Annotated in this window: 20 protein-coding genes; 18 read left to right on the top strand and 2 right to left on the bottom strand. The window is 61.2% G+C overall.

The window, feature by feature from the left end; translation table 11 throughout:
* Nucleotides 1-4 precede the first annotated feature (4 nt).
* The 18 genes from ACEN8Z_RS05605 (at nucleotide 5) to ureC (ending at nucleotide 18,288) form a co-directional block, all read left to right on the top strand.
* Nucleotides 5-484 carry a copper chaperone PCu(A)C gene (locus tag ACEN8Z_RS05605; protein WP_495597018.1) on the top strand — a complete coding sequence of 160 codons (480 nt, stop codon included), beginning with the start codon at nucleotides 5-7 and terminating at the stop codon, nucleotides 482-484.
* Nucleotides 485-505: 21 nt separating this feature from the next.
* Complete coding sequence (locus ACEN8Z_RS05600) at nucleotides 506-952, top strand: DUF2946 domain-containing protein (protein WP_495597017.1); 447 nt, start codon at nucleotides 506-508, stop codon at nucleotides 950-952.
* 191 nt (nucleotides 953-1,143) lie between these two features.
* Complete coding sequence (locus tag ACEN8Z_RS05595; protein WP_495597016.1) at nucleotides 1,144-3,261, top strand: TonB-dependent copper receptor; 2,118 nt, start codon at nucleotides 1,144-1,146, stop codon at nucleotides 3,259-3,261.
* 106 nt (nucleotides 3,262-3,367) lie between these two features.
* On the top strand, nucleotides 3,368-4,747 hold the full coding sequence (locus tag ACEN8Z_RS05590; protein WP_495597015.1) for a PepSY-associated TM helix domain-containing protein: 1,380 nt from the start codon (nucleotides 3,368-3,370) through the stop codon (nucleotides 4,745-4,747).
* A gap of 156 nt (nucleotides 4,748-4,903) precedes the next feature.
* Nucleotides 4,904-5,692: an ABC transporter ATP-binding protein gene (locus tag ACEN8Z_RS05585; protein ID WP_495597014.1), complete on the top strand. Its 789-nt coding sequence runs from the start codon at nucleotides 4,904-4,906 to the stop codon at nucleotides 5,690-5,692.
* The gene (locus ACEN8Z_RS05580; RefSeq protein ID WP_495597013.1) at nucleotides 5,689-6,648 is read left to right on the top strand and encodes an ABC transporter substrate-binding protein; all 960 of its coding nucleotides are present in this window, start codon (nucleotides 5,689-5,691) and stop codon (nucleotides 6,646-6,648) included. The genes ACEN8Z_RS05585 and ACEN8Z_RS05580 overlap by 4 nt, the downstream gene beginning before the upstream one ends.
* On the top strand, nucleotides 6,645-7,655 hold the full coding sequence (locus ACEN8Z_RS05575; protein WP_495597012.1) for a FecCD family ABC transporter permease: 1,011 nt from the start codon (nucleotides 6,645-6,647) through the stop codon (nucleotides 7,653-7,655). Before ACEN8Z_RS05580 ends, ACEN8Z_RS05575 begins: the two co-directional genes overlap by 4 nt.
* 341 nt (nucleotides 7,656-7,996) lie before the next feature.
* Complete coding sequence (gene urtA, locus ACEN8Z_RS05570) at nucleotides 7,997-9,262, top strand: urea ABC transporter substrate-binding protein (RefSeq protein ID WP_007996683.1); 1,266 nt, start codon at nucleotides 7,997-7,999, stop codon at nucleotides 9,260-9,262.
* Between the two features lie 153 nt (nucleotides 9,263-9,415).
* The gene (gene urtB, locus ACEN8Z_RS05565) at nucleotides 9,416-10,918 is read left to right on the top strand and encodes an urea ABC transporter permease subunit UrtB (protein ID WP_495597011.1); all 1,503 of its coding nucleotides are present in this window, start codon (nucleotides 9,416-9,418) and stop codon (nucleotides 10,916-10,918) included.
* A complete protein-coding gene (gene urtC, locus ACEN8Z_RS05560) occupies nucleotides 10,918-11,997 on the top strand; it encodes an urea ABC transporter permease subunit UrtC (protein ID WP_495597010.1) in 1,080 nt (359 codons plus the stop codon). Before urtB ends, urtC begins: the two co-directional genes overlap by 1 nt.
* On the top strand, nucleotides 11,994-12,863 hold the full coding sequence (gene urtD / locus ACEN8Z_RS05555) for an urea ABC transporter ATP-binding protein UrtD (RefSeq protein ID WP_495597009.1): 870 nt from the start codon (nucleotides 11,994-11,996) through the stop codon (nucleotides 12,861-12,863). The genes urtC and urtD overlap by 4 nt, the downstream gene beginning before the upstream one ends.
* A 139-nt stretch (nucleotides 12,864-13,002) precedes the next feature.
* The gene (gene urtE, locus ACEN8Z_RS05550) at nucleotides 13,003-13,701 is read left to right on the top strand and encodes an urea ABC transporter ATP-binding subunit UrtE (RefSeq protein WP_007999375.1); all 699 of its coding nucleotides are present in this window, start codon (nucleotides 13,003-13,005) and stop codon (nucleotides 13,699-13,701) included.
* 42 nt (nucleotides 13,702-13,743) lie between these two features.
* Nucleotides 13,744-14,580, top strand: coding sequence for an urease accessory protein UreD (locus tag ACEN8Z_RS05545; RefSeq protein ID WP_495597008.1), 837 nt, complete (start codon nucleotides 13,744-13,746; stop codon nucleotides 14,578-14,580).
* A gap of 156 nt (nucleotides 14,581-14,736) precedes the next feature.
* Complete coding sequence (locus ACEN8Z_RS05540; protein ID WP_007999380.1) at nucleotides 14,737-15,039, top strand: urease subunit gamma; 303 nt, start codon at nucleotides 14,737-14,739, stop codon at nucleotides 15,037-15,039.
* A 9-nt stretch (nucleotides 15,040-15,048) separates the two neighbouring features.
* Nucleotides 15,049-15,582 (top strand): GNAT family N-acetyltransferase, encoded by a 534-nt coding sequence (locus tag ACEN8Z_RS05535; RefSeq protein ID WP_007999382.1) that lies wholly within the window; start codon nucleotides 15,049-15,051, stop codon nucleotides 15,580-15,582.
* Between the two features lie 6 nt (nucleotides 15,583-15,588).
* Nucleotides 15,589-16,122: a GNAT family N-acetyltransferase gene (locus ACEN8Z_RS05530; protein WP_495597007.1), complete on the top strand. Its 534-nt coding sequence runs from the start codon at nucleotides 15,589-15,591 to the stop codon at nucleotides 16,120-16,122.
* On the top strand, nucleotides 16,122-16,427 hold the full coding sequence (locus ACEN8Z_RS05525; RefSeq protein ID WP_007999385.1) for an urease subunit beta: 306 nt from the start codon (nucleotides 16,122-16,124) through the stop codon (nucleotides 16,425-16,427). Before ACEN8Z_RS05530 ends, ACEN8Z_RS05525 begins: the two co-directional genes overlap by 1 nt.
* 160 nt (nucleotides 16,428-16,587) lie before the next feature.
* On the top strand, nucleotides 16,588-18,288 hold the full coding sequence (ureC, locus tag ACEN8Z_RS05520) for an urease subunit alpha (protein ID WP_495597006.1): 1,701 nt from the start codon (nucleotides 16,588-16,590) through the stop codon (nucleotides 18,286-18,288).
* 223 nt (nucleotides 18,289-18,511) lie between these two features.
* On the opposite strand, the gene ACEN8Z_RS05515 is transcribed toward ureC, so the two are convergent.
* A complete protein-coding gene (locus ACEN8Z_RS05515; RefSeq protein WP_495597005.1) occupies nucleotides 18,512-18,859 on the bottom strand; it encodes a DUF6124 family protein in 348 nt (115 codons plus the stop codon).
* A 458-nt stretch (nucleotides 18,860-19,317) separates the two neighbouring features.
* Nucleotides 19,318-24,555, bottom strand: coding sequence for an NEL-type E3 ubiquitin ligase domain-containing protein (locus ACEN8Z_RS05510; protein WP_495597004.1), 5,238 nt, complete (start codon nucleotides 24,553-24,555; stop codon nucleotides 19,318-19,320).
* Nucleotides 24,556-24,591: the final 36 nt, after the last annotated feature.

Raw genomic sequence — 24,591 nt, 5'->3', positions numbered from 1 at the left:
TGCCATGTTGAACAAACTCATCGTTCTGGCCGCGTTGCTGCTGCCTGCCTGCTTTGCCAATGCCCACGAATACAAGGTCGGCGCACTGGAAATCGCTCATCCGTGGTCCCAGGAGTTGCCACCCAATGCGCCCAACGTTGCGGCGTATTTCGTGATCAACAATGAAGGCACGACCGCCGACCGCCTGCTCAGCGTCGACACCCCCATCGCGGGCGAAGCGCAATTGCATGAGCACGTGATGCAAGGCGACATGATGAAAATGCAGCACGTACCGAGCGTGGAAGTGCCCGCTGGTGGCCAGGTCACTTTTGCGCCAATGGCCTATCACGTGATGTTGCTGGGCCTCAAGGACCGCAGCCTGCTCACAGACGGCAAGCGCTTCCCCATGACGCTGCACTTCGAGAAGTCCGGTGACGTGACGGTCGAAGTCGCGGTACAGAAACAGGCGCCGGACAGCATGCAAGCGCACGTGCACAAGCCGTAATCGCCTGAGCTGAAAACGCCCATGCGCCCGCTTAGCGCCAGGTCATCCAGGCCACGCAATCAGGCATCGAGCCTGACACGCGGCAGCTGGATCAGCCTGTTCGCCATGCTGATGATCTTTATCGGTCCGCTGATTTCTCAGTCGATGCCGATGGATTCGCATGCCATGTCGATGAGCATGCCTATGGACATGAGCATGGACATGCCGGCGATGGAGCATGCCGACCATGGCACGCAAGCCACCGCCGAGCATTGCCCGCCTGCCCCGGGTCAGCATGTGCTGTGGGAAAAGTGCGGCTATTGCAGCCTGTTGTTCAATTGCCCGGCGCTGACCGGTGGCGTGTCTTTCGCCAACTTCGTCATCCCGCCCGTCAACACCTTCACCACACCCTCTCCGCGCCTGGGCCATGCCCGGCAAACCTTCTTCCCCGGCGCCCGCACCCGCGCCCCGCCCTTCATCGTCGCGTAAACACTCACTTTTGATTTCACACGGTCCGCAAGACAGCCACAGCAACCTGTGGGAGCGGGCTTGCTTGCGAAGAGGGAGTGTCAGTCAACATTGATGTCGTCTGGCACACCGCTTTCGCGAGCAAGCTCGCTCCCACAGGGATTGCGCAGGCTGCCGGCCGTGTCGTTTACGACTGTTCGATGGAAGTTGTCATGTCCAGGTTTTCTGCTGTCCCGTGCTTGAGCACTGCCCAAGCCTCTTTTGCCCTGAACGAGTCTTGCATTCGTTTCAGGCACGCCACTGCGATTTTGTGCAGTGCATTGCTGGCGCCTTCTGCGCTGGCCGATGAACACGCCGGTCACACTGAAGAACTGAGCCCGACGGTGATTACCGCCGTTGCACCCAGTTCGCCACTGACCATCGTCACCAACCCCAAGGACCCGCGCCAACCGGTGCCGGCCAGCGACGGCTCGGATTATCTGAAAACCATTCCGGGTTTCGCCCAAGTGCGCAACGGCGGCACCAATGGCGACCCGGTGCTGCGCGGCATGTTCGGTTCGCGGCTGAACATTCTCACCAACGGCGGCATGATGCTCGGCGCCTGCCCGGGCCGAATGGACGCGCCGACCTCCTACATTTCGCCGGAAACCTACGACAAGCTCACTGTGATCAAAGGCCCGCAAACCGTGCTTTGGGGGCCGGGCGCTTCGGCCGGGACCATCCTGTTCGACCGTGAGCCGGAGCACTTCGGCGAACTCGGCACACGGGTCAACGCCAGCGTGCTGGCCGGTTCCTGGGGGCGCTTCGACAAACTGGTGGACGTTGCGGCCGGCGGCCAGTCGGGTTACGTGCGGGTCATCGGCAACACTGCGCATTCCGACGACTACCAGGATGGCAACAACGACACCGTCCCATCGCGCTACGACAAATGGAACGGCGATGTCGCACTCGGCTGGACCCCGGATGCAGATACCCTGCTGGAGCTGACTGCCGGCAAGGGTGACGGTGAAGCGCGCTACGCCGGGCGCAGCATGGACGGCTCGCAGTTCCTGCGCGAAAGCCTCGGCCTGCGCTTTGAGAAATCCAACATCAGCGACGTACTGGAAAAGCTCGAAGCCCAGGTCTACTACAACTACGCCGACCATGTGATGGACAACTACACCCTGCGCACGCCGTCCGGCACCGGCAAGATGGCCGGCCCGATGGCCTCCAACGTCGACCGCCGTACCCTCGGTGCCCGGGTCAAGGCCACCTGGCGCTGGGCAGATGTGCAACTGATCAGCGGCATCGACGCGCAGACCAACGAGCATCGCCAGCGCGGCGCCATGGGCGTCGACACCTACAAGGACCTGCCGTACACCAAGGATGCCGACTTCCATAACTACGGGGTCTTCGGCGAACTGACCTGGTACGCCGCCGACCGCGACCGCCTGATCAGCGGCGCACGCCTGGACCGCGCCTCGGCCAAGGATTATCGGCAGACCATCGGCTCGGGCATGATGACCCGCCCGAATCCGACCGCCAACGACACCCGCGCCGATACCCTGCCCAGTGGCTTCATCCGCTACGAGCATGACCTGGCCGACAGCCCGACCACTTTGTATGCCGGCCTCGGTCACACCCAGCGGTTCCCGGATTACTGGGAGCTGTTTTCACCCAAATCCGGCCCCGCCGGCTCGGTGAATGCCTTCGATTCGATCAAACCGGAAAAAACCACCCAGCTCGATTTCGGCCTGCAATACAAGACCGAAGCACTCGAAGCCTGGGCCTCGGGCTACGTCGGCCAGGTGCGCGATTACATCCTGTTCAGCTATACGCCCGGGATGATGGGCATGACCTCGCAAGCCGAAAACATCGACGCGCGAATCATGGGTGGCGAGTTGGGCGCCGCTTACAACTTCACCGAAAACTGGAAAGCCGACGCGACCCTGGCCTACGCCTGGGGCAAGAACAGCAGCGACAACACTGCCTTGCCGCAGATGCCGCCGCTGGATGCCCGTTTCGGCCTGACCTACAGCGAAGACAACTGGAGCGCCGGCGCACTGTGGAGAGTGGTTGCCGCGCAAAACCGCATCGACCAGAACAAGGGCAACGTGGTCGGCAAGGATTTCGGCAAGACGCCGGGCTTCGGCGTGTTCTCCCTCAACGGTGCCTATCGGATCAACAGCAACTGGAAGGTCAGCAGCGGCGTCGACAACCTGTTCGGCAAGGCTTACGCCGAGCACTTGAACCTGGCCGGCAACGCCGGCTTCGGCTTCCCGGCCAATGACCCGCAAGCCATCAAGGAACCGGGGCGAACGCTCTGGACCAAGGTGGACATGAGTTTCTAACCCTTGAGGGCCCCGCTCCCTCTGTGGGAGCGGGCTTGCCCGCGATCGGTTGCGCAGCAACCGAAAAACAAACAACTAAAAGATCCAGCCAAGCGGAGCACACGTGATGAAACAGCCCAAAGTGAATTTCTACAACCTGGCGTGGCGCTGGCATTTTTATGCCGGATTGTTCGTTGCGCCATTCATGGTGATGCTGGCCCTGACCGGCACCCTTTATCTGTTCAAACCGCAGCTCGATTCGCTGATGTACAGCAGCCTGCTCAACGTCCCGGCCGGTCATCACACCGTCCCGGCCGACGACCTGCTCAAGCGTGTGAAAGACGCGTATCCCCAAGCAACGATCAAGCAGTACCTGCCACCGGCCAACGCCGAACGCAGCGCCCAGTTTGTCGTGCTCAATGGCGGCAACGAGCTGAATGTATTTGTCGACCCGTACCACGGCGACATCCTCGGCGAGCAAGACGCCAAGAAGAACCTGCAAGCCATAGCACGCGCGATTCACGGCGAGTTGATGATCGGCACCGTTGGCGATCGGCTGATCGAACTGGCCGCCGGTTGGGGCGTGGTGCTGGTGGTGTCCGGCATTTTCCTGTGGTGGCCGCGCGGTCAGGCGGCAGGCATTTTGTGGCCGCGCCTGAACAGTCGCGGGCGCGTATTGTGGCGTGACCTGCATGCGGTCACCGGGTTCTGGGGCGCGTCCCTGTTGCTGGTGATGCTGCTCAGCGGCATGACCTGGACCGGGTTCTGGGGCCAGCAGTACGCGGCGGTATGGAACGTCTTTCCGGCAACGATGTGGGATGACGTACCGAAGTCCGATGTCGAAGCGCGCAGCCTCAACACCGCGACCCGCCAGACCGTGCCATGGGCCATGGAAAATACGCCGATGCCGATGTCCGGCGACCATGCCGAACACATGGCCCACGACGGTGCGCACGCCGGCCCGGCAGCGCCGACTATCAGCCTGCAAGACGTACAAAACATCGCCACGCAGAGTAAGGTCGAACCGGGCTACAGCATCACTTTGCCGAAATCCGCGACCGGCGTGTTCACCATCTCGGTGTTCGCCGACGACCCGCGTAATGACGCCACGTTGCACATTGATCAATACACCGGCAAGGTTCTGGCCGACGTCCGTTTCGAGCACTACGGCAGCGTCGCCCGCGCCACGGAAATCGGCGTGATGCTGCACGAAGGCAAGATGTTCGGCACGCTCAATCAGATCATCGTGTTGCTGATCTGCCTGATGATCCTGCTCAGCGCCGTCAGCGGCGTGGTGATCTGGTGGAAGCGTCGCCCGCAAGGAAAACTCGGCGTGCCACCGCTGCGCCACGATCTGCCGAAATGGAAAACCGCGATGGTGATCATGTTTGCCCTGGCGGTAGCCTTTCCGTTGGTGGGTGCTTCGCTGGTGGCGGTGTGGGTGCTGGATCGTGTGCTGCTGTCGCGTTTTACCCGGCAGACTGAGTCGGCTTCATCTTCATCTTGAAACAGGCAAGATGCGCGGGGCGAAAGGCACTGTAAACTCCCCGCGTATCACCTCGGCCCCATCGCGAGCAAGCTCGCTCCCACAGGGATTGCGTAAGACCTGTGGGAGCGAGCTTGCTCGCGAAGAGGCCATCAGCATCACTTCAAGAGCCACTGCATGACCTCGCTGAACCTCGCAAACATTTCCTGGACGCCCCTGGGTCACGGCCATTGCCACCATCAGTTCCAGCTGCGTGATGCCTCTGTGCACGTGGCCGCCGGTGAGTTCGTCGGGCTGATCGGCCCCAACGGCAGTGGCAAGACCAGCCTGTTGCGTTGTGCCTGGCGCTTCAGCAAACCGGAAAGCGGCGAGGTCAGGCTCGATCATCAGAATGTCTGGAAGCAATCCTCGCGCTGGTGCGCGCAACGCATCGCCGTGGTGTTGCAGGAGTTCCCGGATACCTTCGGCCTGACCGTCTTTGAGGTGGTCGCCATGGGCCGCACGCCGCACAAAGGCTTGTTCGATGGCGACACGCGTGAAGACTCGAATCTCATCAATCAAGCCCTGGCGTCGGTCGGTCTCGAGGGGTTCGAAGACCACGGGTTCGCCACCCTCTCCGGTGGCGAAAAACAGCGGGTCATCCTCGCCCGCGCCTTGGCCCAGCAGCCACAGTTGCTGATCCTCGACGAGCCGACCAACCACCTCGATCCGCGCTATCAGCTTGAGCTTTTGAAGTTGGTCAAGCGCCTGGACATCGGCACCCTGGCGAGCATCCACGACCTCAATCTGGCTGCGGCTTTTTGTGATCGGCTGTACGTGATCAACCACGGCCGCATCGTCGCCAGCGGCACGCCGAAAGAAGTCCTGACGGCTGCGCTGCTGCGCAATGTGTTCGGCGTCGAAGCCCTGATCGATGAGCATCCCTTGCACGGCTACCCACGAATCACCTGGATAACCCAACCATGACTTTGCGTTCCCTGCTGCGCTGCAGCCTCTCCCTCGCGATGCTGTCGGGCAGCGCCCAGGCGTTTGCCGAAGCCACCCGTTACCCGCTGACGATCCACAGTTGCGACCGTGAGGTGACCTTCAGGCAGGCACCGCAACACGCCCTCAGCCACGACATCAATATGACCCAGATGATGCTCGCCCTCGGCCTCAAGCCACGAATGGCCGGCTACAGCGGCGTCAGTGGCTGGAAGGCCGTGACACCCGACATGCAGTCGCTGCTCGATGGTCTGCCGGAGCTGGCGGCCAAGTACCCGTCGGTGGAAACCCTGCTCGATGCCAACGTCGACTTCTTCTTCGCCGGATGGGATTACGGCATGCGCGTGGGCGGCGACCTCACGCCGCAAACCCTGCAACCTCTGGGCATCAATGTGTATGAGCTGACCGAGTCCTGCGCCTTCGTGATGAAGCGCCCGCCAGCCAGCCTCGAAGACACCTACAACGACCTGCGTAACCTCGGCAGGATCTTCGACGTGCAGGACCGCGCCAATGCCCTGATCGCCAACATGCAGGCGCAAGTGGCGGACATTCGCAAAGACCTGCCCGCGGCAAAACCACGGGTCTTCCTGTACGACAGCGGTGAAGACCGGGCCATGACCTCCGGCCGCCTGGGCATGCCACAAGCGCTGATCGATGCCGCTGGCGGGCGCAATATCCTGGAGGATGTCGACGCGAGCTGGACCCGGGTCAACTGGGAGAACGTAGTCGAGCGCAATCCGCAGGTGATCGTGATCGTCGACTACAGCGAAATCACCGCCGAACAGAAGATTCAATTCCTGCTGGACAACAAAGCCCTGCAATCGGTGGACGCAATCAGGAACCGACGCTTCATCGTCATCCCGTACGTGCAGGCCACGCCGGGGATCGACAATGTGCTGGCGGTCGCAACCCTGGCCAAGGGTTTCCACGGCGAATGATCAACCGTCGCTATGCCCTGTTACTGATCGCCCTCGGTGCGCTGTTGCTGGTGTCGTGCGTGGTGTCCCTGGGTTTCGGCCCGGCGCGGGTGCAGGTGGACGTGGTGTGGCGCATCCTGTTGCACAAACTGTTCGGCTTCGGTGTACCGGACTGGAGTCCTGGGCAGGAACATATCGTCTGGCTGATCCGAGTTCCGCGCATGCTGCTCGGCGCGTTGGTGGGCGCCGGGCTGGCGTTGATCGGCGCGGTGTTGCAAGCGGTGACGCGCAACCCGTTGGCCGACCCGCACTTGCTCGGAGTCACGTCCGGCGCGACGTTGGGTGCCGTGATCGTGGTGCTGCATGTGGGAGAAATCGTTGGCCTGCTGACCTTGCCGATCGCGGCATTCATCGGTGCATTGCTGAGCATGCTGGTGGTGCTGATGATCGCCAACCGCAACGGTCGACTCGACAGTGACCGCTTGCTGCTGTGTGGTGTGGCGGTGTCGTTCGTGATGATGGCGATTGCCAATTTGCTGCTGTTTCTCGGCGATCATCGAGCCAGTTCGGCGGTGATGTTCTGGATGCTCGGCGGACTTGGGCTGGCACGCTGGGAACTGCTGGCGGTGCCGACAGCCAGTGTGCTGCTCGGGCTGATTTTGCTGCTGGGCATGGCGCGACCGCTGAATGCGCTGATGGCCGGCGAACAGAGCGCGGTGACCCTGGGCCTGAATGCGCGCACCGTGCGCCTGCGGGTGTTTTTGATTGCGTCATTGATGACCGGGGTGCTGGTGTCGATCAGCGGCTCGATCGGTTTTGTCGGACTGATGGTGCCGCATATTGCGCGACGTCTGGTCGGGGCTGAACACCGAAGATTGCTGCCAGTATGCGTGCTGCTCGGCAGCGTGTTTCTGGTTTGGGTCGACGTCGCCGCCCGGACAATGATCGCTCCAGAAGACCTTCCCATCGGCGTCGCCACCGCCGCAATTGGCGGCTTGTTCTTTATTGGTTTGATGCGCCGCCGTTGATCCGACACAAATTCGGCGGACAACAACTAACACTGTGGGAGCGAGCTTGCTCGCGATGGCGGTGGCATAGCCAGCATCGAAGTGACTGACTCACCGCTATCGCGAGCAAGCTCGCTCCCACAGGGGACGGTGTCGCTCGTAATATCTGCGCCCCAATCTGGCGCGGCCGCCTGCACCAACGCGCCACCAACGTTCTTTCATGGTGCATCCCGCCAACGTGCAACCGCTCTAAAACGACGTTTCCCTGCCTTTTGCCGACCGGGCACAGCCCTTGCAAAACACACCTTCAGTAGTCCGCATCTGCCAACCAAGAAAACTCATAAGTTCATGGAGATCGCACAATGAAGCGTCGCAGTTTGATCAAGGCTTTCACTCTCTCGGCATCCATTGCCGCAATGGGCATGACCTGGACCGTCCAGGCCGCCGAGACCATCAAGGTCGGTATTCTGCATTCGTTGTCCGGGACCATGGCGATCTCCGAAACGTCGTTGAAAGACATGGCGCTGATGACCATCGACGAGATCAACGCCAAGGGCGGCGTGAACGGCAAGATGCTGGAACCGGTGGTCGTCGACCCGGCGTCGAACTGGCCACTGTTCGCCGAGAAGGGTCGTCAGTTGCTGACCCAGGACAAGGTCGCCGTGGTGTTTGGCTGCTGGACTTCCGTGTCGCGCAAATCGGTATTGCCGGTGTTCGAAGAGCTCAATGGCCTGCTGTTCTACCCGGTGCAATACGAAGGCGAAGAAATGTCGCCGAACGTGTTCTACACCGGCGCCGCGCCGAACCAGCAGGCGATCCCTGCCGTTGAATACCTGATGAGCGAAGAAGGCGGCAGCGCCAAACGCTACTTCCTGCTCGGCACCGACTACGTCTACCCGCGCACCACCAACAAGATCCTGCGTTCGTTCCTGCACTCCAAAGGCGTGGCCGACAAGGACATCGAAGAGGTCTACACCCCGTTCGGTCACAGCGATTACCAGACCATCGTCGCCAACATCAAGAAGTTCTCGGCGGGCGGCAAGACGGCCGTTATCTCCACCGTCAACGGCGACTCCAACGTGCCGTTCTATAAAGAGCTGGCCAACCAGGGCCTGAAAGCCACCGACGTTCCGGTCGTGGCGTTTTCGGTGGGTGAAGAGGAACTGCGTGGCATCGACACCAAACCGCTGGTGGGTAACCTGGCGGCATGGAACTACTTCGAATCGGTCGAGAACCCGGTGAACAAGAAGTTCGTCGATGACTGGAAGGCCTACGCGAAGAAACACAACCTGCCGGGCGCCGACAAAGCGGTGACCAACGACCCGATGGAGGCCACCTACGTCGGCATCCACATGTGGGCCCAAGCCGCGGAAAAAGCCAAGTCCACCGATGTCGACAAAGTCCGCGAAGCCCTGGCCGGCCAGACCTTTGCCGCACCGTCCGGCTATACGCTGACCATGGACAAGACCAATCACCACCTGCACAAGCCAGTGATGATCGGCGAGATCCAGTCTGACGGTCAGTTCAACGTGGTATGGCAGACCGAAGGGCCGATCCGCGCCCAGCCGTGGAGCCCGTTCATCCCGGGCAACGACAAGAAACCGGAGTATGCGGTGAAGAGCAACTAAGCCATTGGGCCTGACGATTGTTCAGGCCCAACACAACTCCCTGTGGGAGCGAGCTTGCTCGCGATGGGGCCATGACAGTCGATATTGATGGTGAATGTCAGTCCACTATCGCGAGCAAGCTCGCTCCCACATTGATCGCGTAAGGCCAAAGACATGCCCACCGCCCTTTACCGCTTCATTCTCGCCATCACACTGTTGCTGCCGATGGCCGCCCACGCCGGTGACGCCGACGACTTCGTCGCCGCCAATCCCGTGCAGCAGGCAAAACTTCTGGAAGCCTGGGCCGCGCAACCCGATCCGGCCCGCATCGAGCTGATCAACGCCCTGCAACAAGGCGAGCTGACCGTCGACGGACAACCGAAAACCCTGCGCCTGAACAATCGCCTGCGGGGTCTGATCGACACAGCCCTGGCCAGCCATCAACTGCTCGCTGCCGACGCCAAAACCCGTCTGGCCGCCGCGCAGCAATTGCAGAAAAGCGCCAGGCCGGCGCAATTGAAATTCCTCGACCAGCAACTGGCGGGCGAGAGGGACGAGAGCGTTCACGCCGCCCTCAGCCTTGCCCTGGCCAATCTGCAATTGGTGGACGCTGACCCGGCCGTGCGCCTCGCCGCGGTGCGTTTGCTCGGCGAAACCGGCGACCCACTGGCCCGCACCCGCCTCGAAAGCCTGCTGGAGCCGGGCGTCGAAACCGAGGCGAATGTGCGTACCGCCGCTGAAACCAGCCTCGCTCAAGTCAAACGCAAACTGCTGGCCGGCGAAATGCTCGGCCAGGCCTTCAGCGGCATGTCACTGGGATCGATACTGCTGCTCGCCGCCCTGGGACTTGCGATCACCTTCGGCCTGCTCGGCGTGATCAACATGGCCCACGGCGAGATGCTGATGCTCGGCGCCTACTCGACCTATGTAGTGCAACTGATGTTCCAGCGCTTCGCGCCGCAGGCCATCGAGTTCTATCCACTGGCCGCATTACCCGTGGCGTTTTTCGTCACCGCGGCCATCGGCATGGCGCTGGAGCGTACGGTGATACGCCACCTCTATGGCCGCCCACTGGAAACCCTGCTCGCTACCTGGGGCATCAGCCTCATGCTGATTCAACTGGTTCGGTTGCTGTTCGGCGCGCAAAACGTCGAAGTGGCCAACCCGGCGTGGCTGTCGGGCGGGATTCAAGTGCTGCCGAACCTGGTGCTGCCATACAACCGCATCGTCATCATTGCCTTTGCGCTGTTCGTGGTGGTGCTGACCTGGCTGTTGCTGAACAAGACGCGCCTGGGCCTGAACGTGCGCGCCGTCACCCAGAACCGCAACATGGCCGCCTGCTGCGGCGTACCCACCGGACGCGTGGACATGCTCGCCTTCGGTCTCGGCTCGGGCATCGCCGGCCTCGGTGGCGTGGCCCTGAGCCAGATCGGCAACGTCGGCCCGGACCTCGGCCAGAGCTACATCATCGACTCGTTCCTGGTGGTGGTGCTAGGTGGTGTCGGCCAGTTGGCCGGCAGTGTTTTGGCCGCATTCGGCTTAGGGATAGCCAACAAGATTCTCGAACCGCAGATCGGTGCCGTGCTCGGCAAGATCCTCATCCTCGCGCTGATCATTCTGTTCATCCAGAAACGTCCGCAAGGTCTCTTCGCACTCAAAGGACGGGTGATCGACTGATGAACCAGCCCCTGATGCTCAAGGCCACACAAAAGGCCGGCCCGAAAGTCACGATTGCCGTCGGTGCGGTGATCCTCGCTCTGCTGTTGGCATTGCCGCTGCTGTCGCTGTTGCCGGCGGACAGTACGCTGCACGTCTCCGCCTACACGCTGACCCTGGTGGGTAAAATCCTCTGTTACGCCATTGTCGCGTTGGCCCTCGATCTGGTCTGGGGCTACGCCGGGCTGCTGTCCCTCGGCCATGGCCTGTTCTTCGCCCTCGGCGGTTACGCGATGGGCATGTACCTGATGCGCCAGGCCTCGGGCGATGGCCTGCCGGCGTTCATGACGTTCCTGTCGTGGACCGAAATGCCCTGGTTCTGGACCGGCACCAGCAGCTTCCTCTGGACCCTGTGCCTGGTGATACTGGCACCGGGGCTGCTGGCGCTGGTGTTCGGCTTCTTCGCCTTCCGTTCGCGGATCAAGGGCGTGTACTTCTCGATCATGACCCAGGCCCTGACCTTCGCTGGCATGCTCCTGTTTTTCCGCAATGAAACCGGCTTTGGCGGCAACAACGGCTTCACCAACTTCCGCACCATTCTTGGCTTCGGCATCACCGAACCGGGCACCCGCGCGGTGCTGTTTTTCGCCACGGTGCTGTTGCTGGTGGCGAGCCTGTACATCGGCTGGCGCCTGGCGCAGAGCAAGTTCGGCCGGGTGCTGACCGCCCTGCGTGACGCGGAGAACCGCCTAATGTTCTGCGGCTACGATCCGCGCGGGTTCAAGTTGTTTGTCTGGGTGTTGAGCGCGGTGTTGTGTGGCCTGGCCGGTGCGCTGTACGTGCCGCAAGTCGGCATCATCAACCCGAGCGAGATGTCGCCGACCAACTCGATTGAAGCGGCGGTGTGGGTGGCCCTTGGCGGTCGCGGCACCTTGATCGGCCCATTGCTCGGTGCCGGCGTGGTCAACGGCATGAAGAGCTGGTTCACCGTGGCGTTCCCCGAGTACTGGCTGTTTTTCCTCGGCGCTCTGTTCATCGTCGTGACCCTGTACTTGCCCAAAGGCGTGATCGGTCTGCTGAAGAAAAGAGGTGAATCATGAGAATCACGGCAACCGCTGAATTCATGCTCGAACCGGCGTTTTTCCCCGTAGAACCAAACAAGGACGCCGGCAGCAGCCGTGACGCCATCGGTCTCGGCCAGCGCGCCGGTAAAGGCTTGAACACGCGCCACGGCACCATCCTGACCCTGGAAGACATCAGCGTCAGCTTCGACGGCTTCCGCGCGCTGAACACTCTGAACCTGTACATCGGCGTTGGTGAGTTGCGCTGCATCATCGGCCCCAACGGCGCGGGCAAGACCACGCTGATGGACGTGATCACCGGCAAGACCCGCCCCAGCCACGGCAAGGCCTGGTTCGGCGAAACCCTGGACCTGACGCAGATGAGCGAAGTGCAGATCGCCCAGGCCGGTATCGGCCGCAAGTTCCAGAAGCCGACGGTGTTCGAAGCCTTGAGTGTGTTCGAGAACCTGGAACTGGCCCAGAAAACCGACAAGTCGGTATGGGCCAGCCTGCGGGCGCGCTTGAACGGTGAACAAAAAGATCGCATCGCCGAAGTGCTGGAGACCATTCGCCTGACCAGCTCGGTCAATCGCCCGGCCGGCCTGCTGTCCCACGGCCAGAAGCAGTTCCTGGAGATCGGCATGCTGCTGATGCAGGACCCGCAATTGCTGCTGCTCGACGAACCGGTGGCGGGCATGACCGACGCCGAAACCGAATTCACCGCCGAGCTGTTCAAGCGCCTGGCGGGCAAGCATTCGCTGATGGTGGTGGAACACGACATGGGTTTCGTCGGCTCCATCGCCGACCACGTCACTGTGTTGCATCAGGGCAGTGTGCTGGCCGAAGGATCGCTGGAGCAGGTGCAGGACAACGAGCGGGTGATCGAGGTGTATCTCGGTCGCTAGACCTGCAAATACATGACCTGTGGGAGCGGGCTTGCCCGCGATGGCAGTGTGTCAGTCAACGAAAATATTGGATGTGCCGCCCTCATCGCGGGCAAGCCCGCTCCCACAGGGTTCTGTGTAAAACAGAAGGAATTCGAACATGCTGCAAGTCGACAAACTGCACCAGTACTACGGCGGAAGCCACATCCTGCGCGGCCTGACATTCGACGTGAAGGTCGGCGAGGTCACCTGCCTGCTCGGGCGCAACGGCGTGGGCAAGACCACCCTGCTCAAATGCCTGATGGGCCTGCTGCCCGCCAAGGAAGGAGCGGTGAAGTGGGAAGGCAAACCGATCACCACGTTCAAGCCGCACCAGCGCGTGCATGCCGGCATTGCCTACGTGCCGCAAGGCCGGGAGATCTTTGGCCGCCTCACCGTGGAAGAAAACCTGCTGATGGGGCTGTCGCGTTTCCCCGGTAGCGAAGCCAGGGAAGTGCCGGCGTTCATCTACGAGCTGTTCCCGGTGCTGCTGCAAATGAAGCAACGCCGGGGGGGCGACCTGTCCGGCGGCCAGCAACAACAACTGGCCATCGGCCGTGCGTTGGCCAGTCGCCCTCGCCTGCTGATCCTCGACGAACCCACCGAAGGCATCCAGCCGTCAGTGATCAAGGAAATCGGTGCAGTGATCAAAAAACTCGCCGCCCGGGGCGACATGGCAATTCTACTGGTCGAGCAGTTCTACGACTTCGCAGCCGAACTGGCCGATCAATACCTGGTGATGTCCCGGGGCGAAATCGTGCAACAGGGTCGCGGCGAGAATATGGAAGCCGAAGGTGTGCGCGGCTTGGTTACCATCTAAGGTTCAATCTAATCTGTAGCATCCTAACGATAATTAGAAACCATGAATCTACCTGCCTCCCTTTTGTTCACGCCCAGTTGGCATGCCGAGCTCGAACTGGGTTACGCCCGGTTCGGCGAAACCTCGCGCCCGGTTCTGCGCCGGCACAAAGGTCCGCTGCGGGTACAAAAACACCTGTATGCCGAAGGACCGGAAGTCTGCCAGCACATCATCGTCCACCCACCCGGCGGGATTGCCGGTGGTGACCGGCTGGACATCTCGGCCAGCGTCGAACGCGATGCCTGGGCACAGATCACCAGCCCCGGTGCAGCCAAGTGGTATCGCGCCGCCGGCCCCGCTTATCAGCAGCTGAAGTTGACGGTGGCGGCCGGTGCGACACTGGAGTGGTTGCCCCAGGAGACGATCATTTTCAGCGCTGCCCAGGCTGAACTCAGCACCACTATTGACCTTGAAGGCGATGCGCGGCTGTTCTACTGGGACGTCGTGGCCCTGGGTCGTCCGGCCAGTGGCGAGCGCTTCGACCTTGGACACTTCCAGGCGCAACTGGATATCCGCCGCAACGGTCAGTTGCTCTGGCATGAGCGCCAGCGCATTGTCGGGGCGGACGGCTTGCTTGATTCGCCCATCGGGCTGGATGGGCAACCGGTGTTTGCGACGTTGTTGGTGACCGGGGAAATCGATAGCGACTTGCTGGAAACCTGCCGCTCGCTGCCCAACGACGTGCGCGGGGATCTGACCCAACTGCCTGGATTGCTGGTTGCACGGTGTCTGGCCAGTGAAGCGTTGTTGGCGCGGGGATGGTTGATTGAACTTTGGAAGTTGTTACGCCCTGCCCTTCTGGGTCGCGAGGCCGTATCACCCAGAATATGGAGCACCTGAATTGCTTTTTTGTGGGAGCGAGCTTGCTCGCGATTGCGGTGTGTCCGGCGCCATGAATGTTGACTGTGCCGACGCCATCGCGAGCAGGCTCGCTTCTACAGGGGATTTGTATTTACAAATCCAACACCTTTTAACTGCCGATTATGGATGTCTACGATGGACCTGACCCCACGCGAAAAAGACAAGCTGCTGATCTTCACTGCCGGCCTGGTGGCCGAACGGCGTTTGGCTCGCGGTGTGAAGCTCAATTACCCGGAGGCCATGGCCTACATCTCCGCCGCGCTGCTTGAAGGCGCCCGCGACGGCCAGACCGTGGCCGACCTGATGCACCTGGGCACCACCCTGCTGACCCGCGAACAGGTGATGGAAGGCATCCCGGAAATGATCCCGGAAATCCAGGTCGAGGCCACCTTCCCCGACGGCACCAAACTGGTCACCGTCCACCAACCCATCGCCTGAGGTCGCGCCATGACTTACCACATTCGTGATGCCGTGCATGCCGATCTGCCGGCCATCCGCGACATCTACAACGACGCAGTGCTCAACACCACGGCGATCTGGAACGAGCAGGCGGTCGACCTCGAAAACCGCCAGACCTGGTTCAGCGCCCGGCAATCCCAGCGTTATCCGATTCTGGTGATTGTCGATGCCGACAACTCGGTGCTCGGGTACGCCTCGTTCGGCGACTGGCGACCCTTCGACGGTTTCCGCCACACCGTCGAGCACTCGGTCTACGTGCGCAGCGACCAGCGTGGCAATGGCCTCGGCCCGCAACTGATGGAAGCACTGATCGAGCGCGCCAAAGGCTGCGGCAAGCACGTGATGGTCGCCGCCATCGAAAGCGGTAACGCCGCATCCATTCGCTTGCATGAGCGCATCGGCTTCGTGACCACCGGGCAAATGCCCCAGGTCGGTACCAAGTTCGGTCGCTGGCTGGACCTGACCTTCATGCAACTGACCCTCAATCCTGGCGCGCAACCGCCGAGCGCCAGCAAGGAGTGATACCCGATGAACCCCGCCCAACTGCGACGCGTCAACGTTGAAAGCTTTGCGCACTATCGTCAGGGATTGATTGACCTGCTGCTCGATGCCGTCGGCTATGGCGCCAGTGTCGGCTTCATGGCCGACCTCGATGCCACCCAGGCCCGCGCGTATTTCGACGAGGTCCAGGACAACCTGAACAAGGGCAATGTGTTGCTGTGGGTGGTGGTCAAGGACGAACAGGTGCTGGCCAGCGTGCAACTGACGCTGTGCCAGAAAGCCAACGGGCTGAACCGTGCCGAGGTGCAAAAGCTGTTGGTGCGCGAACAGGCGCGACGTCGCGGTCTCGGCCAACAATTGATGACTGCGCTTGAGCAGGCCGCCCTGCAGCACAAGCGCGGCATGCTTTACCTCGACACCGAAGCGGGCTCGCCGGCGGAAGATTTCTACAAGGCGCTGGGTTACACCCGCGCCGGCGAAATTCCCGATTACGCCTGCGACCCGAGCGGCCGCTACAAGCCGACTGCCCTCTACTACAAGATTCTCCAAGGAGCCCATTGATGATTCCCGGTGAATACCAGATCCAGCCCGGCGAGATCGAACTCAACGTCGGCCGGCGTACCCTCAGCCTGATGGTAGCCAACAGCGGCGACCGGCCGATCCAGGTCGGCTCGCACTACCACTTTTTCGAAACCAACGACGCGCTCACGTTCGACCGCGCCGCCAGCCGCGGCATGCGCCTGAACGTCCCCGCCGGTACCGCCGTGCGCTTCGAACCGGGGCAGAGCCGCGAGGTGGAGTTGGTGGATTTGGCGGGGCATCGGCGGGTGTTCGGGTTTGCCGGCAGGATCATGGGCGATCTCTGATTAATGCGATGTCTGCACCGGCCCCTTCGCGAGCAAGCCCGCTCCCACATTCGACCGGGTTCCTCCAGTTGGAATGCGGGCAACTGTGGGAGCGGGCTTGCTCGCGAATCTGTGAGCGAAGCGAACAGTCTCAAACACAATTGAATCCCAAGGCAAGCGCATGAAAATCTCAAGACAAGCCTACGCCGACATGTTCGGTCCCACCGTCGGTGACAAGGTGCGCCTGGCCGATACCGAGTTGTGGATCGAAGTGGAACAGGACTTCACCACCTACGGCGAAGAAGTGAAATTTGGCGGCGGTAAAGTGATCCGCGACGGTCAGGGCCAGAGCCAATTGTTGGCGGCCGATGTGGTCGACACGGTAATCACCAACGCGCTGATCATCGATCACTGGGGCATCGTCAAGGCCGACGTCGGTCTCAAGGACGGGCGCATCGCCGCGATCGGCAAGGCCGGCAACCCGGACATCCAGCCCAACGTCAGCATCGCCATTGGCGCCAGCACCGAAGTCATCGCCGGCGAAGGCATGATCCTTACTGCCGGCGGTATCGACACCCACATCCACTTCATCTGCCCGCAGCAGATCGAAGAGGCGTTGATGAGCGGCGTCACCACCATGATCGGCGGCGGCACCGGGCCAGCCACCGGCACCAATGCGACCACATGCACCTCCGGACCATGGCACCTGGCCCGCATGCTCCAGGCCGCCGATGCCTTCCCGATGAACATCGGCCTGACCGGCAAGGGTAACGCCAGCCTGCCGGAGCCTTTGATCGAACAGGTCAAGGCCGGTGCCATCGGCCTCAAGTTGCATGAGGACTGGGGCACCACGCCGGCGAGCATCGACAACTGCCTGAGCGTGGCGGATCAGTACGATGTTCAGGTGGCGATCCACACCGACACCCTCAACGAGTCCGGTTTCGTCGAGGCCACTCTCGCCGCCTTCAAGGGCCGCACCATTCACACCTATCACACCGAAGGTGCCGGTGGCGGACATGCACCGGACATCATCAAGGCCTGCGGTTTTGCCAACGTACTGCCGAGTTCCACCAACCCGACCCGGCCGTTCACCCGCAATACCATTGACGAACACCTCGACATGCTGATGGTCTGCCACCACCTGGATCCGAGCATTGCCGAAGACGTGGCCTTCGCCGAAAGCCGCATCCGCCGAGAGACGATTGCCGCCGAAGACATCCTCCACGACCTCGGCGCGTTCTCGATGATCAGCTCCGACAGCCAGGCCATGGGCCGGGTTGGCGAAGTCATCACGCGCACCTGGCAGACCGCCGACAAGATGAAAAAACAGCGCGGCCCCTTGCCCGGTGATGGCGAAGGCAACGACAACTTTCGCGCCAAACGCTACATCGCCAAGTACACCATCAACCCGGCGATCACCCATGGCATCAGTCACGAAGTGGGTTCGGTGGAAGTCGGCAAATGGGCCGACCTGGTGCTGTGGCGACCGGCGTTTTTTGGCGTGAAACCGACGCTGATTCTCAAGGGCGGCGCCATCGCGGCCAGCCTGATGGGCGACGCCAACGCCTCGATCCCGACGCCACAACCGGTGCACTACCGCCCGATGTTCGCCAGCTACGGCGGCTCGCTGCACGCCACCAGCCTGACCTTCATCAGTCAGGCGGCACAGGATGCAGGTTTGCCTGAAGCGCTGGGACTGAAGAAGAAAATCGCCGTGGTCAAAGGTTGCCGCGAGGTGCAGAAAACCGACCTGATCCACAACGACTACCTGCCGAACATCGATGTCGATCCGCAGACCTATCAGGTCCAGGCCGACGGTGTGTTGCTGTGGTGCGAACCGGCGGATGTATTGCCGATGGCGCAGCGTTACTTCCTGTTCTGAGTTTGCCTGCGTACAGCTCCGTAGCAGCTGCCGAGCTTGCGAGGCGGCGTTCGGCTCTGTAGCAGCTGTCGAGCTTGCGAGGCGGCGTTCGGCTGCGCAGCAGTCGTAAAACCTGGGTGCGAGGTTTATCTGAAACACCGCTTCGTCTGACTTTACGACTGCTTCGCAGCCGAACGCCGCCTCGCAAGCTCGACAGCTGCTACAGAATCGAACGCAGGTTTCGTCAGTTGGTTTGTTTGGCGATTATTGCCGCCATTTCCGGTTCATCCAGGTGATCCAGCGCTTTATCCACCAGCAAATGCACGCCATCGGCCATGCGGCTGAGTGCCAGGGCCACGGAGCGGTTTGAGCCTTGCACATGGTCGGCGAGGTCGGCGGCGATTGCACTGATGGATAGCAGGTCTTGCGAGGCGTTGGCCAGCAGTGATTCGGTGTTGACGTCCGGGCAGACGATGAAAAGTTGGCCTTTGCGTTTCGATGGCTTTTTTTCGGTAGGTGGGAAGTGATGGTCGAGGGATTCGTAGGGCGATGCCGGATCTGTTTCCGGCGGATCCGGGGTGACCTTGAACATAGTTGCAAACTCCGAAATGGGGCCTCAACCAATTCGCGACTAAACGAAAGGGGGGCGGCTGTACGCAGGTTAGTCGACCGGGGGAGTTAGCAAAACCGGCGCGCCCGAAGGCGCCCTGCGCACAGCCACCATCAAATGCAGATACGAATATCTGACTGAAGGGAACGCTATGCACCTTACTAACAACCCCCAGGCGACTAAACCCGACCACTGATGAGCAGCGGCAAGGAAACGATAGAGGCCAGCCCCAAGGTGCACAAGCCGGCGGATTCTGGCGCAACCGTAGGCAATGGCACAAGGTTTTGTAGCTTTCGCGAAGTAACCTCGAGCGTCGTTAAACAAAGCCTGTCGTTCAATGTTTAAAAGATGTGGGAATGCGTTTTACGCTTGATGAGAAGCTCTCGGAAATCGAGGATGCATCCCACATCTTTTTGTCGAGGCCTTGGCCTTTTCGGTTCTTATTGACCGGAAGAAACTCTCATTCGCTCCAACCCGGCACGATCCATCGCTTGTCGAGTAAGCGTCAGAAGACGCTGCTTGATCTGCTGATCGATATCACTCAACGCTTGCGTATAAGCCTGGTCGCTCATGAGCAGGCCGTCGGCGTACTCGTCTTCCTTTTTGCCCAATTCGCGACAAAGCGCCTTGATCTCCTGCTCTACGGCGGTCTGGTCAGCCGGCGCCACTGCCTCGGCCCGTCGCTGCAAGGCATCCTGCAACTCGGTGGTGGCGTCGATTCGTCTTTTCAAACCGCTGAGCTCTTCGCTGTTTGTCGACTCCAGCCAGGTTCGCCACAGCGGTTGGTCAAGAATCCGCTCTACCAGCAAATCCCCCTCCTCCAGCGCGACGATCCGCTCGAACGCCGCTTCAATCATCTCTTTGCTGACCCCGGCAATGTTGCGGAACTGCATGCCCCGGGCCTGCCATGGCAGGTCGAGACGTTCAGCCAGATCGGTCATGTACGCCAGATGCACCTCGACCTCGTCGATAGTGCCGGTCACATTCCCCAGGCTGTCTACCCTGCGAAAGTGCTCGCCGGCCGCCACGCGCGCCGCGACCCGCTGGCGAGCGATTGCACCGAGTTCATCGAGCCGGGACTTGCCACATGCCAGTTCCAGCAATTGCGCCTCGACCAGATCTGCGCGCTGCAAGGCATAGGCCTCATGGATCAACACCTGCATGCCCATGGCATTGAACAACTGCGTGCCGCCGTCCACGCATTCGGTGGGTGTGGCGGCTTCGGTGAACAACTTCACCCGCAGTTCGCTATCAACCGCCATTGCCTCGATCATCCGCCAGACCTTGGCCGTCAGACTCACCTGATAATCGCCACCGGCCTTGAAGTCAGCGGACATCGTGAGTTTGCGGATTTCATTGAAAAACGGCAGCGAATTGAATTCGTCCTCGACTTCGTGCCAGCTTTCCTGCTTGAGCTGCCATTGCTGCTCGGTCATACCCGCCGCCCAGTTCGCGCTGTCTACCGAGCCTAGGGGTGGGTACGGGCGTTCGGGGTCCATGCCCACCGACTCGATGTACATTTTGAGGATGTCGAGGTTGGCCGCCGAGATCCATTCCGGTTCGCGGCTGATCAGGGACCTTGCCAGCAACTCGGCACGGAACGAACCGGGGGCAACGACGGGAATGTGGCTGATCGGATTGTTGCGCAAATCCAGATAGATGTTGCGTGGCCGCAGCTGCGCAAACAATCCGATGGGCCAGCCGTCCAGCCCCGTTTCATTGAGCTGCAACACTTGCAGGAGTGGCATCTGGCTGATGTCAGGAGCGAGTCTCAGCGGGTTGCCGCGCAGCCCCAAAGACTTCAGACGCGTGAGTTTTTTCAGGCGGTCAACTGCCACCGCATCCAGTTCAATGTGGTTGTCATTGAGGAACAGGTTAGCCAGATGAGGCATCTCGCTGATCGCTGAAGGCACGGCGGTGAGCTGGTTGTCCTGCAGATTGAGGTACCTGACACGCCGGTACGAATTCAGAAAAGCCAGATGCTCGTTCCGCAGTTGTGCGCTGCGCAGGCTCACGCTGGTGACATGGTCGAAATTGGCCTCAAGCCTCGGCAGGCTGGCCAGGTGTCGCTGAATCATCGGGAAGCCGTCCAGTTCCAGCGCCTGGGGCGATACCACGCCCGGAGCCTCAAAACCTGCGGGTCCGGTCCGCTGCCAGCTTTGCCGAATCAATTTGCACAGCTGCTCGCGCGATTGCCACTCGGCCCGCCCTGCCGCGCTGAAGCGAAAAGCGTTCGTCGGTGAATCCACCCAGCGCCGCAATGTCTGGTTCAATTGGTTGAACTCGGTCTCCAGCGCGGTCAGCCGCTGATGGGCCGAGCCGCCATTGAGCGTGAACCCCGACACCAACGCTTCAACCTGATCGGACGAGAACCCCGGATACAGTGAGCGCGCGCGCCGCCGCAACCCCATGCCGCGCGGCGCTTGTTGCGCATAACCCGGCATGCCGCCGCGCAAGCGCATGGTGGCCGGATCGTAAGCGGGCCTGAGGATCGGGTTTTCCAATAGCACGGGTTCCAGCCGATCACGGGCCAGGGGCTGCGCCCTGATCGTTTCCTCCAGCTTTGCGGCGTCGTGGATCTCATACCCCAACGCCACTCGCGCCTGATCAGGCAGTGCGTGCAGGATGCAGGCATACAGTGAGTCGTTACCGTGCAGATGCTGATCGAGCCCGTCCCGCGCCTGATACTTTCCATCGGCGCCGACAACCAGCACCTTGCGCTGTGTCGCGTTCTGCGCGCCGATGCTGTCGAGCAACGCACCCTGGGCGGAATACTCACGGATCTCCAGACGCAGATCCGCTGGCCAGCCCGACAAGGTTTCAAGCGTATGCAAGACCAGCCGGTCGCTGTCGAGGGTGTGCAGTTCCTCGAGGTAAAGCCCCTCATAAGCCCGAGTCAGGCGCACTTGCCGTTCAGCTTCCCGCGCCTGTTGCGCCAGCTTCAGCGGCACGCGCTTTTTTGCACTCAGGTGCCGCAGATCAGAGGGTTGGACCTGCTGTATCAGGTCTTCAGCCATGCCGGTGGAGAGCTGCGGATAATCTCTTTTGAGCAACTGCACCAACGGGTTGTCCGAGCGCTCACGAAGTGCATTCAGACTGTCGAAAAGTCGTTTGCCGGATTTGCCTGCCTGTGCAGCCACCGACGTTCGTATGGCGTCGATTCGCGCCTGTCGATCGCTGCCCAGCCCCTGGCCCAGAACCTCGCGCAACTCCTGCTCATCAAGAAAATCGACGACTCGCTCTGGCAATTTCCCGACGACAAGGTCCTGGCGCGATATTTTCAGTGTCTGCGCCGGTTGCGCATCCGCGTACCCCTCTTTAACCAACGGGCTTGCCGCGTCCGCCTGGTCGAAAATTTCAATGGCTTTGCCCTGGGGCCATCCGGGCAATTCGGTCATGAATTTCGCAACGAATGCGGCCCACTCCTCACCGATCCGACCGTCGAGGATGAGCTGCGCACAAGCCGCCGCATCGGCATGCACCTTGAAACGCTTCAGCGTGTCGACCAGCATGACCGGCGGGGTTTCATGTTCCACGTGCAACCGCCTGAGCACGTTTTCGTGCACGCCGCTAACAATCAGCGCCTGCCCAAGTGTCTCGTCGGAAAGCCCCTGCGCCGGTGGCCCCAGGCGTCTGAGCAAGCGGGTTTTGTCCCATTCCAGCGGCTGATCGAGTTCGGTCCTCCAGCTACCGGCGCCGTTGTGTTCCAGCAAGGGTTGATAGGCATCGGCGCGAGTCGGATGCAGTAAACGATGCTGCCCGGTCGCCGCGTCCTGTTTCACGCTGTAGATTTTATCCTCCAGCCGCAGGAAGTCCTGTTGCTGGTGCGAGTACAGGCCGTGGTCGCTGATCGGCGCGTCCACCGGCAGGGTCACTGAATGCTCATAGGGACTCAGTTGCGGATTCCACAAGCGCTGCTTGCCGGCTACCTCCACTGGTTTGAGCCCCTCGACGAACGGCGAAACCTTGATCGGCGTCGGCACACCGCCTGGCAAGACATGCCCGGCCCCCATCAGCGCCAGTTGCGCGAAGTTGATCAATACGCCATTGAGGTACGCCGAGGCTTCTTCCTTGTCACCCTTGCTCCAGTCTTCGACGCCCTCCCCCAGTTCGGCGAGCATTTGCGCAACCATGATGCCGAGCATGGCCTCACCCAGGCCGGGCACCAGCATCGCGGCGAAATTGAAGAGGTTCCAGCCGATCGACAGGTAACTGGTCAAGCGCTTGAAACGGGCCTGGGCATCCTCATCGTCGGTCGGTACGGCAATGTGGCGGGCATCGGCGATGGCCTTGTCGCGCCGCTCGACAAACAGTGTTTGCCACAGTTCGCCGGCGATCTGATTGGTGATCGGTTCGGCGTCGGGATTTTCGACCGCCGTTTCGCGCCACCAGGGCCCCATGTCCAGCGGTTCGCGCTGATGCCAGGTAAAGGTGGTGAGGCGCTCGTTGACCCGGGCGAAAAAATGGCCCTTGTCCCTGTGCGCTACGAAGCGGCTGAAAAAGGCCTGGTACTCGGTATCGCGCAACTGGCCGATCAGCGATTTCATGAACGCGGTCAGCGATGGATATTCCTTGAGCGGATGATCAGAATCATCCGGCACATAAGCGATCAACCGACCAGACAAACGGCTTTGTTGGTAAATGTCCTCCTTGCGCAGCATCGCATCGACCACACCCTGTGAGCCATTGGCGAAGAACGCCTGCAACAGCTGGTATTGCTCGTACTCCTTGCCCGGCAACAGCGGAATCCGCTGCGACCAGTCGAGCCAGAACTTCAGGCTGTCGGGGGTCAAGGCCTCGACAGCCTGCCTGGCCAGCGATGGCTCACTGACCGCGCTGAACAACACGATGCCGGTCATCCTGAAACCCATGAGTGACAGGCGATGGCAGAGCAACGGCTCGCCATACAGACTGACGCCGGCGCGATCATTGCGGATGTCGAGCAGCTTGCCGTAGGCGTGATCGCTGATGTCACCCTTCAGTAGGGCGATCAGTGCGGCCAAATGAAAGGCCGCTTTTTCGCTCGCAATCGAATCCTGCTGCACATTCTGCTGCGCCCGGGGTGCGGTGGGCAGCAGGATGGATTTGATGTGTTGCTGGTATTTCGCGCCAATGTCCAGCTCCCGGCACAGCGCGGCAAACCCGGCCACGGGAATTTGCGGCATGGGTTCAAGCGCGCCGACCTGACCCTTGCGGTAAACGCTCGAGCCGCTACGCCATGCGCCTTCAGTGGCTTCAGCCGCCTCGAAGTTGTGCAGCGCCGCTTCCAGCAAAGTGGATTTGCTCACACGGGTGGCGCCGTTATCGATGACAAGGGCAATCGGGGCCGGCACTTCAAGTTCGACGCACAGATCCCGGGCTTTTTCGGTGGTATTGAATCTGGACTGCAATAACGCGTCGAGCAGCGGTTCGGCGAAGGCATCGATGTCCTGTTGCAAGTTCCCCAGGGTCTTGTCCAGTACGCCTTGCAGGCGCCAGCGCTCATCGATCAGTTGCTTGAGGTATTGGCGGTCGATTTCCCGTGCGCCGCCATACCATTCGGGTATCGGGGGCTGGAGGGTTTCAAGGGTTTTCAACCTCGTTGGCGAGGCATTTTTGATAGCGTTCGGTATCACGCCCAGCACGCGCTGGTAATGAATGCCGGTGTTATCGGCGGGAGATGTTTCGGTGGGTTCCATCGAGTTGCTTCCATGCAAGTCAGGCATCGGTCGATC

This window comes from Pseudomonas sp. Pseusp10 (assembly GCF_059492225.1).
Note: the sequence above shows the minus strand (reverse complement) of the source record. Positions and strands in the feature narration are given on the sequence as shown.

Coding starts and splice junctions, on each gene's coding strand:
- ACEN8Z_RS05515 (WP_495597005.1), bottom strand. CDS start 18,859: ATGTTCAAGGTCACCCCGGATCCGCCGGAAACAGATCCGGCATCGCCC.
- ACEN8Z_RS05575 (WP_495597012.1), top strand. CDS start 6,645: ATGATCAACCGTCGCTATGCCCTGTTACTGATCGCCCTCGGTGCGCTG.
- ACEN8Z_RS05605 (WP_495597018.1), top strand. CDS start 5: ATGTTGAACAAACTCATCGTTCTGGCCGCGTTGCTGCTGCCTGCCTGC.
- urtE (WP_007999375.1), top strand. CDS start 13,003: ATGCTGCAAGTCGACAAACTGCACCAGTACTACGGCGGAAGCCACATC.
- ACEN8Z_RS05510 (WP_495597004.1), bottom strand. CDS start 24,555: ATGGAACCCACCGAAACATCTCCCGCCGATAACACCGGCATTCATTAC.
- ACEN8Z_RS05545 (WP_495597008.1), top strand. CDS start 13,744: ATGAATCTACCTGCCTCCCTTTTGTTCACGCCCAGTTGGCATGCCGAG.
- ACEN8Z_RS05580 (WP_495597013.1), top strand. CDS start 5,689: ATGACTTTGCGTTCCCTGCTGCGCTGCAGCCTCTCCCTCGCGATGCTG.
- ACEN8Z_RS05595 (WP_495597016.1), top strand. CDS start 1,144: ATGTCCAGGTTTTCTGCTGTCCCGTGCTTGAGCACTGCCCAAGCCTCT.
- ACEN8Z_RS05535 (WP_007999382.1), top strand. CDS start 15,049: ATGACTTACCACATTCGTGATGCCGTGCATGCCGATCTGCCGGCCATC.
- ACEN8Z_RS05525 (WP_007999385.1), top strand. CDS start 16,122: ATGATTCCCGGTGAATACCAGATCCAGCCCGGCGAGATCGAACTCAAC.
- ACEN8Z_RS05585 (WP_495597014.1), top strand. CDS start 4,904: ATGACCTCGCTGAACCTCGCAAACATTTCCTGGACGCCCCTGGGTCAC.
- urtB (WP_495597011.1), top strand. CDS start 9,416: ATGCCCACCGCCCTTTACCGCTTCATTCTCGCCATCACACTGTTGCTG.
- ACEN8Z_RS05590 (WP_495597015.1), top strand. CDS start 3,368: ATGAAACAGCCCAAAGTGAATTTCTACAACCTGGCGTGGCGCTGGCAT.
- ACEN8Z_RS05600 (WP_495597017.1), top strand. CDS start 506: ATGCGCCCGCTTAGCGCCAGGTCATCCAGGCCACGCAATCAGGCATCG.
- urtC (WP_495597010.1), top strand. CDS start 10,918: ATGAACCAGCCCCTGATGCTCAAGGCCACACAAAAGGCCGGCCCGAAA.
- urtA (WP_007996683.1), top strand. CDS start 7,997: ATGAAGCGTCGCAGTTTGATCAAGGCTTTCACTCTCTCGGCATCCATT.
- ureC (WP_495597006.1), top strand. CDS start 16,588: ATGAAAATCTCAAGACAAGCCTACGCCGACATGTTCGGTCCCACCGTC.
- urtD (WP_495597009.1), top strand. CDS start 11,994: ATGAGAATCACGGCAACCGCTGAATTCATGCTCGAACCGGCGTTTTTC.
- ACEN8Z_RS05540 (WP_007999380.1), top strand. CDS start 14,737: ATGGACCTGACCCCACGCGAAAAAGACAAGCTGCTGATCTTCACTGCC.
- ACEN8Z_RS05530 (WP_495597007.1), top strand. CDS start 15,589: ATGAACCCCGCCCAACTGCGACGCGTCAACGTTGAAAGCTTTGCGCAC.